Below are 18,075 nucleotides of genomic sequence, written 5' to 3' on the forward strand. Positions count from 1 at the left end.
TGATGAGAGTCCCCGACCGGCTTGAGCCTGGTCACCCCTATCCGCTCGGCGCCACCTTCGATGGGCTGGGCGTCAACTTCGCCGTCTTTTCCGCGAACGCGGACCGGATCGACTTGTGCTTGTTCGATCCGAGCGGACGCAAGGAGATCGCCCGGCTGGAACTGCCGGAATGGACGGACGAGGTCTGGCACGGCTACCTGCCGGAAGCCACGCCGGGGCTGCTCTACGGCTTCCGCGCCCACGGACGGTATGAGCCGGAAAACGGCCACCGCTTCAACCCGTACAAGCTCCTGCTGGACCCTTATGCCCGCCGGGTGGCGGGTGAGGTGCGCTGGACCGATGCGCTTTACGGCTACAACCTGCGGTCCAGGCGCAAGGACCTGAGCATGGACCGGCGCGACAGCGCCCACGCGATGCCCAAGGGTATCGTCACGGCCAACGGTTTCGACTGGACGGGCGATGTGCGCCCGCGCATTCCATGGACCGAAACCGTGATCTACGAAGCCCACGTCAAGGGCCTGACCAAGCTGCTGGAAGAAGTCCCCGTGTCAGAACGCGGAACATTCGCCGCGCTCGCCCATCCGCGGGTGATCGATCACCTGCACCGGATCGGCGTCACCACGCTGGAACTGCTGCCGATCCATGCCTTCGTGCAGGATCGCTGGCTTCAGGAAAAGGGGCGCACCAACTACTGGGGCTACAACTCGCTGGCGTTTTTCGCGCCCGAGCCGCGCTACATGGCAGGAACCACGGGCGACGAACTGCGGATCGCCATCCGCCGCCTGCACGCAGCAGGGATCGAGGTGATTCTGGACGTGGTCTACAACCACACGGCCGAAGGCAGCGAACTTGGGCCCACGTTCAACTTCCGCGGGCTGGACAACGCCACCTACTACCGTCTTGTGGAGGGCCAGCCGCGCTACTGCGTCAACGACACCGGCACGGGTAACACGCTGGATCTCAGCCATCCGCGCGTCCTGCAGATGGTAGCGGATTCGCTGCGTTATTGGGCTGAAAGCTATCACGTGGACGGCTTCCGCTTCGATCTCGGGGTTACCCTGGGGCGGGACGGGAACAACGGGTTTGATCCGCGTTCCGGCTTTTTCGACGTTTTGCGGCAGGATCCGGTGCTGAACCAGCTGAAGCTGATTTCGGAGCCGTGGGATATCGGCCCCGGAGGATACCAGCTCGGCAACCACCCACCTGGATTTGCCGAATGGAACGACAAGTTCCGCGACGCTACCCGCCGCTTCTGGCGCGGGGACGGCGGAATGCGGCCGGAGTTCGCGGCTCGAATCTCCGGTTCGGCCGACTTGTTCGACCGCCGGGCTCGCCGCCCGTGGGCCAGCGTCAACTTCGTCACTGCGCATGACGGCTTCACGCTGAACGACATCGTCAGCTACGAACAGAAGCACAACGAGGCGAATGGCGAAAACAATCGCGATGGCCACTCGGAAAACTTCTCCCGCAACTGGGGAGAGGAAGGACCGACCGAGAACGCTCGTATCCAGACGATGCGTGACCGGATGATGCGGTCCATGCTGACCACCTTGTTCGGATCGCTCGGCACGCCGATGTTGCTGGGCGGCGATGAATTCGGCCGTACCCAGAACGGCAACAACAACGCCTATTCCCAGGACAACGAGATCAGCTGGTTCGACTGGGAAGCACTGGAAAGCAAGCGCGGCCAGGCGTTGACGGACTTCGTCCGGCGGCTGACCGAAGTACGCCGAAACTATCCCCTGCTGCGCGCCAATCACTTCCTGCACGGAGAAGTGGAAGTCGCGCCCGGCATCCGCGACATCGACTGGTTCGATGAACGCGGAGAGCATCTGGCCGAAGCCGACTGGCACAACTCGGCAGGCCGTGCGCTGCTGATGCGGCGGGTACGGCGCAGGGAGGACGGCGCACTCGAAGTCGTCTCGATGTTGATGAACGGATCGGACAAGCCGCTGACGTTCGCGCTCCCCCCTCCGGCGCTGGAACGCAAGCTGGTGATCGACAGTGCGGACCCCTGCGCGCCGGAGCGCGACGTGGGTACCGATATCGAAGTCCAATCCCATTCCGCAGTGCTGGTCGTCGGCACGGGACGGGTGGACTGATGCAGTGGGGACCGCAGTTTCTCGGGGGTGACCGCGTGCGCTTTGCGCTGTGGGCGCCAGACAAGGATTCTGTCGCGCTGGAGATCGACGGGCGCGACGCGCTGCCGATGCAGCGATCAGCGGATGGCTGGTTCACCGCCGAAGCGCCTGCCCGGACAGGCGACCGCTACCGCTTTCGCATCAGCGACGATCTCGCCGTGGCCGATCCCGCATCCCGGGCGCAGTCGGGCGGGGTCCATGGCTGGAGCGTGCTCAGCGATCCTTTCGCCTACGAATGGCGCATGCAGGAATGGTCGGGCCGCCCCTGGACAGAGGCGGTGATCCAGGAAGTGCATCCCGGGGTGCTTGGCGGTTTTTCCGGAGTGGCGGAGCACTTGCCGCAGCTTGCCCAGCTTGGCGTCACCGCGATCGAGCTGATGCCCGTCGCTGCCTTCGCCGGAACGCGCGGCTGGGGCTATGACGGGGTGCTGCCCTATGCGGTGCACGAAAGCTACGGTTCGCCGGACGATCTCAAGGCCTTGGTCGACCGGGCGCACGATCTTGGACTGATGGTGTTCCTGGACGTGGTCTACAACCACTTTGGGCCGGAGGGGAATTACCTCGGCGCCTATGCTTCCTCGTTCTTCGATCAGCATTCGGACACTCCGTGGGGCAGCGCGGTTGCCGTGTCGCGGGAGCCGGTGAAGCGGTTCTTCATCGACAACGCGCGGATGTGGCTGCAGGAATATCGTCTCGACGGGCTGCGGTTCGATGCCGTTCACGCGATTGCGGATGATGCCTTCCTCGATGCGATGGCTCAGGAAATCCGCGAGGCCCTGCCCGGTCGCCACGTTCACCTCGTCCTGGAGAACGAGCACAACGATCCCGAACGGCTCCGCCCCGGATTATACGATGCGCAGTGGAACGACGACTTTCACAACGTCCTGCACGTCCTGCTGACCGGCGAGAGCGAAGGGTACTACGAGGCCTTCGTCGAGAACCCGACCGAAAAGCTCGCTCGTTGTCTTTCCGAAGGCTTCATCCATCAGGGTGAGGAAGGGCGCGGGAAGCCGAGCGGGCACTTGCCCGCGACCCGCTTCGTCTCCTTCCTGCAGAACCACGATCAAGTCGGTAACCGGGCGCTGGGGGAACGGCTGATCCGGCTTGCGGACCGGGACAAACTGCGCGCAGCCACCGCCCTGCTGCTGCTGATGCCGCAGATCCCGCTCCTGTTCATGGGGGAGGAAAGCGGCAGCCGCTCTCCCTTCCTGTTCTTCACCGATTTTCACGATGAACTGGCTGATGCGGTGCGCGAAGGGCGGCGCAAGGAATTTGCGAAGTTCGCGGCCTTCTCCGATCCGGAAACACGCAAGGGCATTCCGGACCCGAACGATCAGGAAACATTCGACACGTCCGTGCCCCGCCCCGGTCCTGACGCCGAGGAGTGGCGCGCGTTCTACAGCCAGTTGATTGCCTTGCGGCACCAGCACATCATGCCTCGCCTGGAGGAAACCCGCGGAATGGGTGCGGAGGTTCTCGGGACCGGCGCCGTCGTAGCGCGCTGGGTAATGCATGACGGCGCGCGGCTGATCCTCGCCATCAACCTGGGCGAAACCGGCGTATCCTTCCCTGAGGAAGGCGAATGCCTGTTCGCTCTTGGTGAAGCCGGCGAACCGGGCAGTTTCACCGCGAGGCTATCACTATGAGCGCGCTCCATCGTCTTGCCCGGGAAGCCGGGCTGCAGATCGACTGGCAGGACGCGGCGGGCAAACCCCAGCGCGTGTCCGACGATTCCCTGCGCCGCGTGCTGAATGCGCTCGGCTATCCGGCGGACGACGATCAGGAGATCGCGGACAGTCTCGAGCGGTGCCGTGCGCCCGAAACTTTCTTTTCCGCTGATTGCGGCGATCCGCTGACGGTCCCGGAAACAGGTGGAACGGACCAGGCGGAACTGGTGCTGGAAGACGGCTCCCGCCAGTCGCTCACCCTCGAACGCACGGAACACGGCCTTCGCGTGGCCGGGATCGGCACGCCAGGCTATCACAGCCTGACCGTCGGCGGCTGCGAATACCAGCTCGCGATCGCACCGGCCCGGTGCTTTGGGGTGTCCGATGCCGCCCCCGGCCGAAAGCTTTGGGGCACTGCGGCCCAGGTTCCTTCGCTGCGCGGATCGGAGCCGCGGGCGTTCGGAGACTTTGGCTCCCTTGCGGAAGCGGTACGCGGATTTGCAGCGACCGGGGCCGACGCCCTGGCAATCAGCCCGACCCATGCCCTGTTCCCCGCCAACGCGGCGCGGTTCAGCCCTTATGCCCCGTCCAGCCGGTTGTTTCTCAACATCCTGTTCGGCGATCCCGCGCTGGTCGGCCATCCGCTGAACGAGGATGCCGGGCCGGACCTGATCGACTGGGAAAACGCGATCCCCGCCCGGCTCGCCGCCCTGCGCAAGGCCTTTGCGGCCCGTAGCGACGGCGTGCGGCAGGCCGTTGCCGCCTACGCGAAAGAAGGCGGGACCGAACTGGAGCGTCACGCGATCTTCGACGCGCTTCACGCGCATTTCCTCGATACCGGGGCCAACGGCTGGCAAGGCTGGCCGGAGGAATATCACGATCCTGCCGGCGAGGCGGTTGCTCGCTTCGCGGCCGAGCACCGCGAGGAGGTCGATTTCTTCCTGTTCGCGCAGTGGCTGGCCAAGACCAGCCTGGATGCTGCCCAGCGCGCCGCAACCGACGCGGGGATGGCAGTCGGCCTGATCTCCGACCTCGCAGTCGGGATGGACAGCGGCGGAAGCCACGGATGGAGCCGCCCTGGCGACTTGCTGAACGGGCTTTCCATCGGCGCACCGCCCGATCCGCTGGGGCCGGAAGGACAGGACTGGGGGATCACCGGATTTTCCCCCTCCGCCTTGCGCCGCACCGGCTTCAAACCGTTCATCGCCACCTTGCGTGCCGCGCTGGACCACGCAGGCGGGATCCGGATCGATCATGCGCTGGGGCTTAGCCGCTTGTGGGTAATCCCGCACGGATGCCCTTCTTCCGAAGGGGCGTATCTGACCTATCCGCTGCAGGACATGCTGCGCGTGCTGGCGATCGAATCCCATCGCGCCCGGGCTATCGTGATCGGCGAAGATCTTGGCACCGTTCCGCAGGGTTTGCGCCCGCAACTGGAGGCGCGCGACCTACTGGGGATGCGGGTCCTGTGGTTTGAGCGGAAAGACGATGGCGATTTCCGCCCTCCCTCACAATGGGATCGGCAGGCTGTCGCGCTCACCAGCACCCATGACTTACCCACGGTCGCCGGGTGGTGGAGCGGCCATGATCTGGACTGGAACCGCAAGCTCGGCCGCACGAGCGAAGAGAACGCGGGCGAGGAGCGCAGCCGGCGGGATTGGGAGCGCGGCCAGCTGTGGCACGCCTTCACCGTATCCGGCGCGGCGGAAGGAGATCGTCCCGCTCCAGACAACACCGATCCTGTTGCCGATGCCGCGCTGGTCCATCTCGGCCGCACGCCGAGCGAGCTGGCAATCGTGCCGCTGGAAGATGTCGTGGGGCTTGCCGAGCAACCCAATCTCCCCGGCACGACGGACCAGCATCCCAACTGGCGCCGCCGAATGCCGGAGTCGACGAGCGACCTGATCGCCCGACCGAACGTGGCCCGGCGGCTCGAACGCCTGACCGACAGCCGCCCTAGAAGGCAGAAGCCGCAATGACAAAGCCTGCGAACATCCCGGGCGCGACGTACCGCCTCCAGTTCAACCGCGATTTCCCCTTCGCTCGTGCGGAAGAAATCGTGCCTTATCTCGAAGCGCTCGGCATCAGCCACATCTACGCTTCGCCGATTACCACTGCCCGGTCCGGGTCGACCCATGGCTACGATGTCACCGACCCGACGCGGGTGAACCCGGAACTGGGCGGGGAAGAAGGCTTGCGCAGTCTGGTCGCCGCGCTGCGCCAGCGCGGCATGGGTCTGATCATCGACATCGTGCCCAACCACATGGGCGTTGGCGGGGGTGAGAACCCGTGGTGGAACGACGTGCTCCAGCACGGGGAGGCAAGCCGCTACGCCAACTTCTTCGATATCGATTGGCGCGAAAAACCGCTGGTGCCGATCCTCGGCTCCCCGCTCGACGACGTCTTGGAAGACGGTGCGGTCACGCTCGACCGCTCTGGTAAGGAACCGCAGCTGGTGGTTTATGGCGAACACCGCCTGCCGATCCGGCCGGAGGATCACGCCAGCTTGCCTGCCGAGGGTGACGGGACAGCGCTTGCGGGACTGATCGAGCGGCAAAACTACCGTCTCGGCTGGTGGCGTACCGCGAACGACCAGCTCAACTGGCGGCGCTTCTTCACCGTCAATGAACTGGCTGGCCTGCGGATCGAGGATCCGGAGGTATTCGAGGCAAGCCACGCGCTTTACTTCCGCCTCTATGGCGAAGGGCTGATCGACGGCTTGCGGATCGACCATGTCGACGGGCTGACCGATCCCGCCGCCTACTGCCGCACGTTGCGGCAGCGGATGGACGCGATCGAACGACCGGCCGATACTCCGGCGGGTCCGGCCTACATCGTGGTCGAAAAGATCCTCGGACCCGAGGAGCGCCTGCCGCGCGACTGGTCGATCGACGGGACGAGCGGGTATGACTTCATGGAGGACATCTCCGGCCTGCTGCACGACCGAGGCGGGGAAGCTCCGCTGACCGCGTTGTGGGAGGAGTTTTCGGGCCGCACGCTGCCGTTCGAGGAAGAGGAACTGCTTGCCCGGCAGCAGATGCTGTCCTGGGCGTTCGAAGGGCAGCTGGCTGGATGCGTGGAGGCCTTCCATGCTCTGGCGCTTTCGGCACCGGAGACGAAGGGCTTTACCCCGGCCATGCTGCGCCGGGCAATTTCCCACATGATCTGGGTGTTTCCGGTGTACCGCACTTACGGCACCGGCAAGGCCGCGCCCGATACCGATCGCACGGTGCGGGAAAAAGTCCGCAAGACTGCGCGCCGCTTTACTCCGCCAGGGGAGACCTTCGTTGCCGATGCCGTACTGACCTGGCTTGCGGGTGAAGGTCGGGGCGACGCCGCGCTTGCCGCCGAGGCGGTGCGCCGGTTCCAGCAGTTGTCCTCTCCGATTGCCGCCAAGGCGGTGGAGGACACCGCATTCTACCGTTACGGCCGGCTGCTTTCGCGCAACAACGTCGGGTTCGATCCGGGGCTGTTCGCAATGTCGCCGGAGGCGTTTCACGAACGGTGCCGGGACCGCGCGCGCTATTTCCCCCACTCGATGCTCGCCACCGCGACCCACGATCACAAGCGCGGAGAGGATGTCCGCGCCCGGCTGGCGATCCTCAGCGTGGTCCCGGAAATCTGGCGTCAGCGCGTGACCCAGTGGGACGGAGCGGCGAACGGAGCCGACTCCGGGGTGGATGCGGCGGATCGTTACATGCTGTACCAGACCTTGTTCGGGGCCTGGCCGGAAGAGTTGGGTGTCGATGATCGGGAAGGCCTGCGGGACTATGCGGAACGGCTAGCTGCCTGGCAGGAAAAGGCGCTGCGCGAGGCAAAGGTCCGCTCCACATGGGCGGAACCGGACACTGAGTATGAAACCCGCTGCCGCGACTTCCTGATGGGCTTGTTCGAACCCGGGCACCGCGAGTTCCTGACCCAGGTCACTGCCTTCGTCGAGCATACCGAAGCCGCGCGGATCGCCAACAGTCTGGCGCAAGCTGCGCTGCGCTGCACGGTCCCGGGGGTTCCGGATACCTACCAGGGTACCGAGATGGTCGATTTCAGTCTGGTTGATCCCGATAACCGCCGCCCGGTGGACTATGCCTTGCGCGAACAGGCCCTGCGAGACGGCAGCCATCCCAAGCTGCAGCTGATACACGATTTGCTGACCCTGCGGCAGAAGCACCCGGACGTGTTCGCGGACGGCACGTACATTCCTGCCGAAATCGCGGGCCCGAGGGCGGACAACGCGCTGGCCTTCAGCCGGGTAGCGCAGGGTCGGATCCTGCGCTGTGCGGTGACCGTCCACTGCGCGCCGGCGCTGCTTGGTAGCGAAAGCTCGGTGCCGGAGCCGGCGTGGTGGAGCGACACCTGCATCACTTTTGCCGACGGAGGCGACAATGCCCGGCAGGACGCCGCGACCCTGTTCGCCCAGTCTCCCGTCAGCATCGCGGTGACGTGAACGATACCTTCCTGCTGGCCAGCGGCCGCTTGCCCGGTGTAAGCGTCGCGCCCGTGAGCCAGCCCATCGACAGAACAGCCACGGCAATCCGCTGGGCGGATGACCGTGCAGCCTTGCGTGCTGCCTGCGCACCCGAAGTCGGCCTGTGCACCATCGTGGGGATGGAAGGCAGCTTCTCCCGCCGGATGGGCGCGCAGCTGGCGGTTCATCCTGACGGTTCGGTCACCGGCAGTCTGGCCGATGGTTGTCTGGAACGCCAGCTGGTAACCGAAATCGCCGAGGCACGGGCTGAAGGCACCCGTCCGGTCAAGCGGTTCGGGCGCAATTCCCCGCTGATCGATTTTCGCCTGCCCTGCGGCAGCGGGCTCGACATTCTGATCGACCCCGAACCGGATCGCGCCTTGTGCCGCGATGTGGCCGAGCGACTGGATACCCGTCAACCTGCCGCCCTGCGCCTTCCGGTCGAAGCTCCGTTGCTGCGGGAACGTCGGTTCATCCCGGCACTTCGCTTGCAGCTGTTTGGCGAAGGGCCTGAACCGGAAGCGCTGGCTGCGCTGTCGACGGCGACAGGGCTGGAAGCGGAGACTCACACGCGAGACGTGTCGCTGGGCCAGCGGCCTCAAGGGATCGCAGCGGATCCTTGGACCGCGATCGTGCTGCTGTTCCACGACCACGAGTGGGAGCAAGCCATTTTGGAATGGGCGCTGGACACCCCGGCATTCTATATCGGCGCGCAAGGCGGGCGGCACACCCGGGAAGAGCGGCTGGCCCGCTTGTCCTCCCACGGGATCGCGCCCGATCAGCTTTCCCGAATTCTTAGCCCGATCGGGGTAACGCCGCACAGCCGCGAGCCGGCGATGCTGGCGCTTTCCGTCCTCGCCCAGATCGCCGGAGAATACGAGGCGTTGCACCCCGCCGGGTGATTACTTCCTCGTCGCTTCGGCCGTGAACTTCAGGTCCACGTCGCGTCCGACCCATTTTGCCCCCGGGTCCGCCTGCATACCCAGCCCCAGCTGCGTCCGGTCGAACGTCAGCGATCCGTTTGCAACGGCGCGGTTGCCCTCGATTGCGACGGTGAACGGCAGGCTGACCGGCACATCCTGCCCTTTCAGCGACAAGGTGCCGTCCGCGATATAGTTGCCGGGAGACACCTCCCGGATGGCAGTGCTGGTGAACGTTGCCTGCGGATAGCGTTCGCTGTTGAACCAGTCTGCTTCCGGCAGTGCGCCGTCCTTCGTCGGATCGCCGGTGGCGGCACTGGCCGTGTCGATCGTCACCGCGACCCGGCTCTGGTCCAGCGCCTGCGGGTCGAACACGATGTTCGCGTCCCATGTGTCGAACCTGCCGGTGAACGGCGCGCCCGCCTGGGTGCCTTCGAACGTCAGCTGGTTCTGGCCGGGATCGAGAGTCCAGCCCGGTGCAGCGGCATAGGCGGCGGCGGACACGAGCATCAAGCCGGCAAGGCCGAACCGCGCCGGAGTGAACAGGGAATAGGATTTCATCTTGCGTCCTTCATCGGAATGGATTGGCAGCTTCGCGCACTCACTCAGGTGACGATCGCACCCGGCTTGCGGGCGTCTCTATTACGGACCGTGCCGCTCAATGAAATCGGCAATCAGCGGGCCCAACGTGTCATGTTCGGTCCCCATCTGACTGACGCTGGACAAGTGGTTGTGCCCCGCCAGCCAGTGCATTTCCGGCCAATGCCGTGTGGCTTGCAGCCGCGCTTCGACCACCATTGCCGCTTGGCTCTGGAATTCGGGCGGATCGTACTCGCTGATGCTGAACAGGCACGGGATCTGCGTTTCCCCGAGCGCAGGCATGGTCGATTGCTGCGCGAACCGGTTTTCGTCGGTGCCGTAGTAGGCATCGTGCAATTCGCTGCGCCCCGCCGCCACCACATCGTAGATGCCGGAGATCATCAGCGCCCCGGAGAAATCGCCCGGGGAGGAACGCCGCACCGCCTCGGCCACGTGGGCCGCGCCGGCCGACTGGCCCATCACGAAGACCCGGTCTGGATCGCCGCCGTGTTCCGCTATGTTCGCCTTCAACCAGCGGACCGCCGACAGCACGTCCTCTCCACCCGCAGGCCACTGGTGCGTCGGGGCCAAGCGGTAGGTCATCGTCACGCCGACAAACCCGCTGCGGGCTGCCCACGCGCCGACATTGTTGTAGAACGGGTCGTCCCGCCCGCCCTTGTCGCCGCGCACGAAGCCGCCGCCGTGGACGAACACCAGCACGGGCGCGTTGTCCGTCCCGGGGCGGAAGACGTCGAGCCGATGCCGTTCATCCGAGCCGTAGGCGATGTCCCGCAGCACCCGCTCTTCCTCCGGGCGCATTACCAAGGGAGCATAAAGCTCCATCGTTCCGCCCAGCATGTCGGGTGTGAAGGCGGAGCCCCACAGGGCAATCCGGTCGTAAAGCGACTTGCGGTCCATCAGCTTTCCTCCATCACCAGCACCGGCTTGACCACACGGGCCGCCTCGCAATCATCCCACGCCTGATCGAAATCCTTGAAACTGTAGCGGGCAATCAGCTTTTCCAGCGGGAAGCGGCCTTGACGCCAGAAGTCGATCAGCTTGGGGATGAACAAGCGGGGATTGGCGCTGCCGCCAAGAATGCCGGTCAGCGTCTTGCCGCCGGCGAGCATGTCCATCATGTCCGGGGTCCATTCCCCGCGCGGACGCGTGACGAACCCGGCGACGCCGCGATTGCCCAGAACCTTCAGGCCCTGCGTGAAGACAGCCGCGGACACGGTCGTGTTGAAACTGAAGTCTGCCCCGCCCGGAAGGATCCTGCGGATTTCCTCGACCGGATCGTTCGCGCTCGCATCCACCGAATGGGTTGCGCCGAGTTCCAGCGCCAGCTTGCACCGGTCGGCCAGCACGTCGACCGCGACGATGGTGGTCGCTCCGGCGATCCGCGCGGCCATCACCGCCGCCAGTCCGACGCTGCCCGCGCCGAACACGACCAGGCTTTGCCCCGGGCGGACCTGCAACCCTTCCATCACCGCACCAGCCCCGGTAATGATCCCGCAGCCCAGCGGAGCGAGGATATCGAGCGGGACGTCGTCCGGCACCGGCACCGCGCCGCGGGCCTGGGCGATGGCGTAAGTGGCAAAGCTCGACTGGGCGAAGAAGTGGCTGCCGACCGGCTCCCCATCCTGCATCAGCGCGCTGGTCCCGTCCGATCGGCGGCAGCCGAAGCTGCGCGGCATCGCCTCACGGCAGTAGGTCGGAGTGCCAGCCAGGCATGGGCTGCACTGGCCGCACGATGCCCCCGACAGCACGACCTTGTCGCCCGGCTTCACGTGGGTCACGGCGCTGCCCACCTTTTCGACCACGCCCGCTCCTTCATGGCCGAGCACGGAAGGCTTGGGCCCGGGCCAGCCAATTCCGGCATGGGCATGAAGGTCTGTGTGACAGATGCCGGTGGCGGTAATCCGGACAAGGATCTCATCCTCCCGCGGATCGGCGAGTTCAACCTCCTCCAGCTTCGGCGCAGGCGATCCGGCGTGGGAAACGGCGGCCGTGATCCTCATTCCTCGTCCTCCAGCTCATGCCTTGGAGGGCTCATCTTCGGGCGGCCCTGTATCCGCACCTCGCCCTTGAACGGCACGTCTTCCAGGGATCGCCAGGCGTTGACGAACAAGCGCTTGAACACCCAGACGCCGTCCTCCTTCACCAGCCGGTCATCCCGTGTGCCGATGCCGAAGACGAAGTTGGTCCCGTAATCGACGTTGAACTGCAGAATCTGGAACATGGACCGGACCCGCGCCCCTTCCTGCGTGGGCGTCATCAGGAAGTGCTGGAACAAGTGCTGTCGGCCCAGCCACCAGTGCTGCCGGTCGTACCACAGCTCCTTCAGGTTCTCGATAATCGCGTCGTGTCCGCGTACTTCGCCCTGCCACAAGTGATCGAAGCTTCCGTCCTTCGCAAAGGCGGAACGGACCATGTCCTCGTCGGCAAGATCGATGCCCCAGGCGTAGCGGGCGAAGGTTTCCTCTATGTCGCAGCGGTCCTGCGCCGGCATCCGCGCCGGCACCCCCTCGGGCCAGCATGCGCTCACGCCACGGCCTCCATTTCGTAGCGGCCGCTCTCGCGCACCTCGTCGGGGACCCAGACCCCGTGGAAGCTGGCCCGTATGCGGACGGGCAAGTGCAGCCGGGCGACCGGGCCCTTTGCAATGTCCAGCGCGTCGAAGACAGCAATCTCGCTGTGGCCGGCATCCACCCGGTTGAGGATCGAGAGGATCCATCCGTCTCCTTCACGCGAATCCGGCGCACGGGGGACGAACTGCGGCTCCTGCGCGACGATTTTCTGGCCGTGCTTCCAGGTTTCCAGCGCACCCGTTTTCACGTTGACGTGGCCGATGGTGGAGGTGTCCGTCCGGGGATCGCGGACCAGCACCCAGCCGTGGCTGTAGTCGCGCCCCTGCCAGCGATCATCGGTGCGCGGCATCTCGCACGGGACGGGCATGATGGTCCCCGTCTCATAGCCATCGTCGTTGCGCGAAAGGTCGAATGTCATCCGGGTCAGGATCGGCGGAACAGCCGGAAAATCACGCCCGTCCGGGGACTTGAAGAAGGGAAAGCAGTTTCCGTCGTAGAGGCACACGTCGAGATGGATGGTCGTGCCGTCGGTCACTGCGTTCATCATGTGCCCGGCGCTGGTCGTCGGTCCTTCGAACCAGCGGATGTCCTCTGCCTTGCCGTAGCGCGGGATCACCGCGACGCGGGTCGGCTTGTCGTCATGCCATTCGTAGAAGGTGCGCCCCTGCTTCAGCCCTTCGACGTCCGGAGTGCAGAGCGGGAAGAACGGCACGATGATGTGGGTTTCAGTCACTGCGAAGTCGTGCACCACGCCAGCCCATGGCGCCTCGAACCAGACTTCGTGCTTCTTCCGCCCTTCGGGATCGAAGATGTAGATCGCAAAATCGCGAGTCGCCTCTCCCTTGGCCTGGAAGGAATAGGTGATCAGTTCGCCGGTGACCCAGTCCACTTTCGGGTGGGCGGAAAGGCTGGCGGCGCTTACTTGTCCGCCCAGATCGGTCTTCTCGATGGTGTCGAGCGTGTCGGGGTCGATCTCGAACGGGAGATCGTCCTCCTTCAGCACCATCAGCCGTCCCCCGTGCCACAGCATCGAGGTGTTGGCCGTACCGGGGCTGACGCCTTCCGCTTCCGGCGCGGCGGTGTAGCGGTTGCGATACTGGCCGAACAATCCGCGGCGATGCTGGCGTTGCAGTTCGAAGCGGGGCGTGCGGACCCAGCGGTTTCGGTAGCTGACGTGCCCGTCCTCGAACCGGAACTGGAACATCATGCCTTCGCCGTCGATGAAGATGTCTTCCCCGTTCATCGGGGGATACTGGCGATCGGCCCCGGCGCGGTACCATGTGCCGTTCAGCTCTTCAGGTACCTTGCCCTCGATCAGCTCCAGCCCCTCCACGGTGCATTCGGACCGCATCGGCTTGCCCCAGCCTTCGTACAGCGCAATTTGGGGGAAGGTGACTTCCATTGAGACTCTCCCTTGTCTCTACCGTTGTTCGGCGGGCCGCGTCGGCTTTATAGCCGTACCCGACTCATTGTTCTGTTCGAAACAAACTCAACTACCCGCCGGGCAGTGTCAATTACGACCCGCCCTTGCCGCTTCGGGAACTCTCCCGCTAGGGCCGCGGTTCACGCCCAAAGGACCTTGGACAGGGAGATTTCTTGACCGGCTCGATACATCCTGCGCCGTTTTTCTTCGGAATCCCGCTAATCGCGCGCGAAGCCGCGCGTGACTGGGGCCAGGTGAACCGGCTGTTCGACCAGACGTTGCATTCGCTGCTTGCGCAGACGGATGCGGACTTTCGCATCGTGGTTGCGGGCCATGATGCTCCCGCAGGCTGGCAAGCTCTCGCCGCCAACGATGCCCGGTTCCATTTCCTTGAAGCCGATTGGCCGGTCGCGGAACCCAGCGGTGCCAACGACGATGGCGGAATGAAGAAGTGGCTGATCCGGGAGCACGTGCTGGAGCAAGGCGGCGGACTGCTGATGTACTGCGACGCGGATGACCTGGTCGACCGGCGCACCGTGGAGATCAGCCGCAAGTTGATCGGACCCGGGATCATCGGCGGACTGGTGCAAGACGGTTTCGCGATCGACCATCGCAGCGGCCACGCCCTGCCGCTGCCGCACCCGGATGCATTCGACGGGCCGTTCCACCGGCTGTGCGGCTCCTCCACCGTGGCGCGGCTGGAACCTGGGCAGCCGGTCCCGCATGACCGGCTCGGCTCTCACCATGAATGGGATGCCCGGGCCAGAGAAATTGGCGAGACGCTGGCAATGCTGCCGCTCGAGGGCGCTTACCTCGTCAACAGCGGGGAGAACCACTCGGAACATCAGGGGCCGTTTGCGCTGTGGCGGCGGCGCTTTGCCCGGACCGTCGCGGAACAGGGTCGCCCGCTATCGGCGGAAACACGGTACCGACTGGGAATGGAACAGGCAGAGAGTGCCGATGATGCCCCGCTGATAGCCGCAGGGGCAAGCTCGTGACCGAAGATACACCCTCCCGCCGGATCACGCTGGTTGCGGCGATGCGCAACGAAGGGCCGTTCGTCCTCGAATGGCTGGTCTATCACCGGCTGATCGGGTTCACCGATGTGATCGTGTGCAGCAACGACTGCGTCGATCGCTCACCCGAACTGCTCGACCGGTTGGAAGAAATGGGAATGCTGCGCCACTTGCGCTGCACCCCCGGGCCCGATGAAAAGCCGCAACTGGTCGCCTACAAGGCCGCCGAGGCGGTCCTGCCGCAGGCCGAAGGCGACTGGGCGATGGTGCTCGACGCCGATGAATTCCTCAACGTCCACACCGGCAACGGACGCGTGCCCGATCTGATCGACGCCGTCCCTAAGGCGACCGCGTTCCTCCTCAACTGGCGCATCTTCGGCAGCTCCGGCCGGCGGGCCTGGTCACCCGATCTGGTGCTGGGACGCTTTACCCAGTCGGCAGAGCGGGAGGACGCATCCAACGGATCGTTCAAGACACTCTTCACCCGGTTGGGCAGCTACGAAATGGTCCTCAGCCCGCACGGGCCGATGGGAGCGCGCGAAGACGATCTGCTCCGGCTGGAACCCGTGGACGGCGCGGGGCAGCCGGTTGGTACTCCGTACCGGGAAGCGCGGGAGTTCCTTCAGCTTCAGCCGGCTCGCTGGGATCTGGCGCAAGTTAACCACTACAACACCCGCACGCGGGAGGATTACCTCGTCAAGCACGCGCGCGGCGGTGGAATTACCCGGGAGTGGGACCGGGACTGGAACTGGGGCGCGTTCAACAAGAACGACGTCGAAGATCACTCGATCACCCGGTGGATCCCCGGCGTCATGTGGCAGATGGCGCAGCTGTTCCGCGATGCGGAGCTGCGGGAGCGCTATCGCGAGTGTCTGGAAGCTTATGGTGACCACGTGGACAGCTTGCGGCCGACCGACACCGGAGCGCCCGGTTCCGCATGAGCTTTCCCCTTCTTTGAGCACGGGAAACCTTCCCAGCGCCGGCACGTTGACATGCCATGAGCGAACACCGGACGTGCCCTGACTGCGGGCTAAATCTTGGTCCGGAAGACCCGGCCTGCCCTTCCTGCGGCAGCGGTCTGGTCCATGGCAGCCAATCCCCCAATGACGTGGTGAGCGCGCGAGCGACCGGCTTCAACGTCGCCAAGGCCGGCATCGGCTGCCTTGTGCTCGTGGTCCTGATCCTCGTGCTGGCGCTGATCTTCAGCTGACGGCGGGAAACCACACCGCCGCTATCCGTTGGTCAGAAACGATCACCCTCCGCACCTGAGGAGCAAGACATTCATGGCGAGCGCGACCAAGACGACCGATCACGATTTCATCCGCGAGTGGGTTGAGGAACGGGGCGGCACGCCCTCCCGTGTCGATGCCTCCGGTCACAAGCAAGGCGGCGGCATTCTGCGGATCAACTTCGAGGAGCCCGGCGGCGAGGATGACGAGAATCTCGAACCGATCGACTGGGATACCTTCTTCGAGACCTTCGAGGACAATAACCTCGCCTTCCTGCACCAGGACGAAACCGCCGATGGCGAGGTGAGCCGGTTCAACAAGTTCGTCAGCCGCGACGACGACGACGAACAGGACTGATACGAGCGGGCAGTATCACAGCCAACGTAGTTGCGCAGGACCACCGCTGACACCGCCTCCCGGGCTTCATCCGCCCTGCCGATCAGCGACCCGTGCAGCCTTGTCTCGCCGCGGGCTGTTCCAGCGCACCTCATTTCGGTAAACTCCCTTCCCGCTGCACCGCCGGTGCGGCGGGAACACGGGCGCTATCTGGCCACGACTTCGAAAGGCAGCCGATGGACATGACGGTGGAGCAAACGATCGTGCGCACGTCGCTGGGCACCGCCTTGGGTAAACTTGTATCCGGCAAGGCAACCCGTGGCTGAACCGGCGATCAATCCGAAGCTCCGCCGCAGCTACGACTTGCGCGGCGTGGTCGGGACGACCTTGACCGTGGACGATGCCCGCGCGGTCGGCCGCGCGTTCGCCGCTCTTGCGCGTGAAAAAGGAGCGCGGCGGATCGCCGTCTCCCGCGATGGACGGCTGAGCTCCCCCGAACTGGAAGGCGCACTGATCGCAGCCTTGCTGCAAGGCGGGATGGAAATCAGCCACCTGCCGCCTGGGCCTACACCGCTTCTCTCCTTCGCCATTCGCACTCTTGGCCTTGATGGCGGGGTGATGGTCACGGGATCGCACAACCCGGCCGACCAGAACGGGTTCAAGTTCCACCTGAGCGGGCATCCGGTTCACGGACAGGCGCTGGGCGCCTTGTGGACGATCGATCCCGCCGAAGCGCCCGGCGGCCATCTTGAACCGGTCGATGCCAGCGAGGCCTATCTCGATGCCTTGTGCGCGGAGCTGGAGGGGATCGCCCTGCCGCCTGCCGCCTGGGACAGCGGGAACGGCGCAACGGGAGACATCGTTTCCCGGCTTACAAAGCGGCTCGGGCCCGGGCAGCATGCGCTGTGTGCACGGATCGACGGGCATTTCCCGCATCATCATCCCGATCCCTCGGTACCCGAGAACATGGCGATGCTACGCCACAAGGTCATCGAGGAGCAGCTGGACCTCGGCTTCGCCTTCGATGGCGACGGAGACCGGATCGGGGTGGTGGATGGCAGCGGACACATCGTCTGGGCCGATCAGCTGATGCTGCTGCTGGCCCGCGACACCCTGCGCGATCATCCCGGGAGCACCATCATTGCCGATGTCAAATCCAGCGATGTGCTGTTCGATGGCATCGCGCAAGCCGGGGGAAAGCCCGTGATGGCGCCATCGGGCTATGTCCTGATCCGGGACCGTATGCTGGCGGAACGCTCTCCGTTTTCCGGAGAGATGAGCGGCCACATCTTCTTCGGCGACCGATGGCATCATGCCGACGATGCGATCTACAACGCCGTACGGACCTTGCGGGCGCTGGCTCGTTCCGGCGAGACGCTGGAGCAGTTCCGCGAAGGCCTGCCGCAGCGGTTCGCAACCCCAGAAATGCGCTTTGCTTGCCCGGCGACCCGGAAGGAGGCGGTTCTGTCCGCAATCGGTCAGCGGCATACAGCTGCCGATCGCACCGATGGGTTGCGCGTCCGGGTTCCCGGCGGCTGGTGGCTGCTGCGCAATGCAGGGACGGAGGACAAGCTGGCCGCCCGGTGTGAGGCGGATTCGCCGGAGGCGCTCGACCGGATCGTAAGCGAACTGGCCAGGGAACTGCACCGCGAAGGCCTCAGCCCGGACCTCGATAGAGCAGCATAAACAGGAGCCGCAGCATAAACGG

At 65.2% G+C, this 18,075-nt stretch carries 15 protein-coding genes; 10 read left to right on the forward strand and 5 right to left on the reverse strand.

The window, feature by feature from the left end; all coding sequences use genetic code 11:
* The first annotated feature begins 2 nt into the window (after window positions 1-2).
* From glgX to ELY13_RS08840, 5 genes are read left to right on the forward strand one after another with little or no spacing between them, the layout of a single operon-like run.
* Window positions 3-2,102 carry a glycogen debranching protein GlgX gene (gene glgX / locus ELY13_RS08820; protein ID WP_126173540.1) on the forward strand — a complete coding sequence of 700 codons (2,100 nt, stop codon included), beginning with the start codon at window positions 3-5 and terminating at the stop codon, window positions 2,100-2,102.
* On the forward strand, window positions 2,102-3,787 hold the full coding sequence (gene treZ / locus ELY13_RS08825; protein WP_126173541.1) for a malto-oligosyltrehalose trehalohydrolase: 1,686 nt from the start codon (window positions 2,102-2,104) through the stop codon (window positions 3,785-3,787). The genes glgX and treZ overlap by 1 nt, the downstream gene beginning before the upstream one ends.
* Window positions 3,784-5,787 (forward strand): 4-alpha-glucanotransferase, encoded by a 2,004-nt coding sequence (malQ, locus tag ELY13_RS08830; protein WP_126173542.1) that lies wholly within the window; start codon window positions 3,784-3,786, stop codon window positions 5,785-5,787. The genes treZ and malQ overlap by 4 nt, the downstream gene beginning before the upstream one ends.
* On the forward strand, window positions 5,784-8,252 hold the full coding sequence (gene treY, locus ELY13_RS08835) for a malto-oligosyltrehalose synthase (protein WP_126173543.1): 2,469 nt from the start codon (window positions 5,784-5,786) through the stop codon (window positions 8,250-8,252). The genes malQ and treY overlap by 4 nt, the downstream gene beginning before the upstream one ends.
* Window positions 8,249-9,175: an XdhC family protein gene (locus ELY13_RS08840; RefSeq protein ID WP_126173544.1), complete on the forward strand. Its 927-nt coding sequence runs from the start codon at window positions 8,249-8,251 to the stop codon at window positions 9,173-9,175. Before treY ends, ELY13_RS08840 begins: the two co-directional genes overlap by 4 nt.
* Here the strand turns inward: ELY13_RS08840 and ELY13_RS08845 are convergent, their stop codons facing one another.
* The 5 genes from ELY13_RS08845 to ELY13_RS08865 all read right to left on the reverse strand — a co-directional run bounded on the left by ELY13_RS08845 (window position 9,176) and on the right by ELY13_RS08865 (window position 13,765).
* Entirely contained in the window at window positions 9,176-9,754 is a 579-nt protein-coding gene (locus ELY13_RS08845) for a YceI family protein (protein WP_126173545.1), read from the reverse strand.
* An 81-nt stretch (window positions 9,755-9,835) separates the two neighbouring features.
* Window positions 9,836-10,690: an alpha/beta hydrolase gene (locus tag ELY13_RS08850; protein WP_126173546.1), complete on the reverse strand. Its 855-nt coding sequence runs from the start codon at window positions 10,688-10,690 to the stop codon at window positions 9,836-9,838.
* Window positions 10,690-11,793, reverse strand: a complete 1,104-nt coding sequence (locus ELY13_RS08855) for an NAD(P)-dependent alcohol dehydrogenase (protein ID WP_126173547.1) — start codon at window positions 11,791-11,793, stop codon at window positions 10,690-10,692. The genes ELY13_RS08850 and ELY13_RS08855 overlap by 1 nt, the downstream gene beginning before the upstream one ends.
* Complete coding sequence (locus ELY13_RS08860) at window positions 11,790-12,320, reverse strand: nuclear transport factor 2 family protein (RefSeq protein WP_126173548.1); 531 nt, start codon at window positions 12,318-12,320, stop codon at window positions 11,790-11,792. The genes ELY13_RS08855 and ELY13_RS08860 overlap by 4 nt, the downstream gene beginning before the upstream one ends.
* Window positions 12,317-13,765 carry a carotenoid oxygenase family protein gene (locus tag ELY13_RS08865; RefSeq protein WP_126173549.1) on the reverse strand — a complete coding sequence of 483 codons (1,449 nt, stop codon included), beginning with the start codon at window positions 13,763-13,765 and terminating at the stop codon, window positions 12,317-12,319. Before ELY13_RS08865 ends, ELY13_RS08860 begins: the two co-directional genes overlap by 4 nt.
* Before the next feature lie 194 nt (window positions 13,766-13,959).
* Here ELY13_RS08865 and ELY13_RS08870 point away from each other — a divergent pair, with 194 nt between their 5' ends.
* The 5 genes from ELY13_RS08870 (at window position 13,960) to ELY13_RS08890 (ending at window position 18,053) form a co-directional block, all read left to right on the forward strand.
* Window positions 13,960-14,784: a hypothetical protein gene (locus ELY13_RS08870; protein WP_126173550.1), complete on the forward strand. Its 825-nt coding sequence runs from the start codon at window positions 13,960-13,962 to the stop codon at window positions 14,782-14,784.
* Complete coding sequence (locus ELY13_RS08875) at window positions 14,781-15,743, forward strand: glycosyltransferase family 2 protein (protein ID WP_126173551.1); 963 nt, start codon at window positions 14,781-14,783, stop codon at window positions 15,741-15,743. Before ELY13_RS08870 ends, ELY13_RS08875 begins: the two co-directional genes overlap by 4 nt.
* Before the next feature lie 56 nt (window positions 15,744-15,799).
* A complete protein-coding gene (locus ELY13_RS08880; RefSeq protein ID WP_126173552.1) occupies window positions 15,800-16,012 on the forward strand; it encodes a hypothetical protein in 213 nt (70 codons plus the stop codon).
* A gap of 73 nt (window positions 16,013-16,085) precedes the next feature.
* Window positions 16,086-16,388, forward strand: coding sequence for a hypothetical protein (locus ELY13_RS08885; protein ID WP_126173553.1), 303 nt, complete (start codon window positions 16,086-16,088; stop codon window positions 16,386-16,388).
* A gap of 297 nt (window positions 16,389-16,685) precedes the next feature.
* Window positions 16,686-18,053 carry a phosphomannomutase/phosphoglucomutase gene (locus ELY13_RS08890; RefSeq protein WP_126173554.1) on the forward strand — a complete coding sequence of 456 codons (1,368 nt, stop codon included), beginning with the start codon at window positions 16,686-16,688 and terminating at the stop codon, window positions 18,051-18,053.
* Window positions 18,054-18,075 lie beyond the last annotated feature (22 nt).

Source organism: Altericroceibacterium xinjiangense, assembly GCF_003958635.1.
Lineage (GTDB): Bacteria > Pseudomonadota > Alphaproteobacteria > Sphingomonadales > Sphingomonadaceae > Altericroceibacterium_A > Altericroceibacterium_A xinjiangense.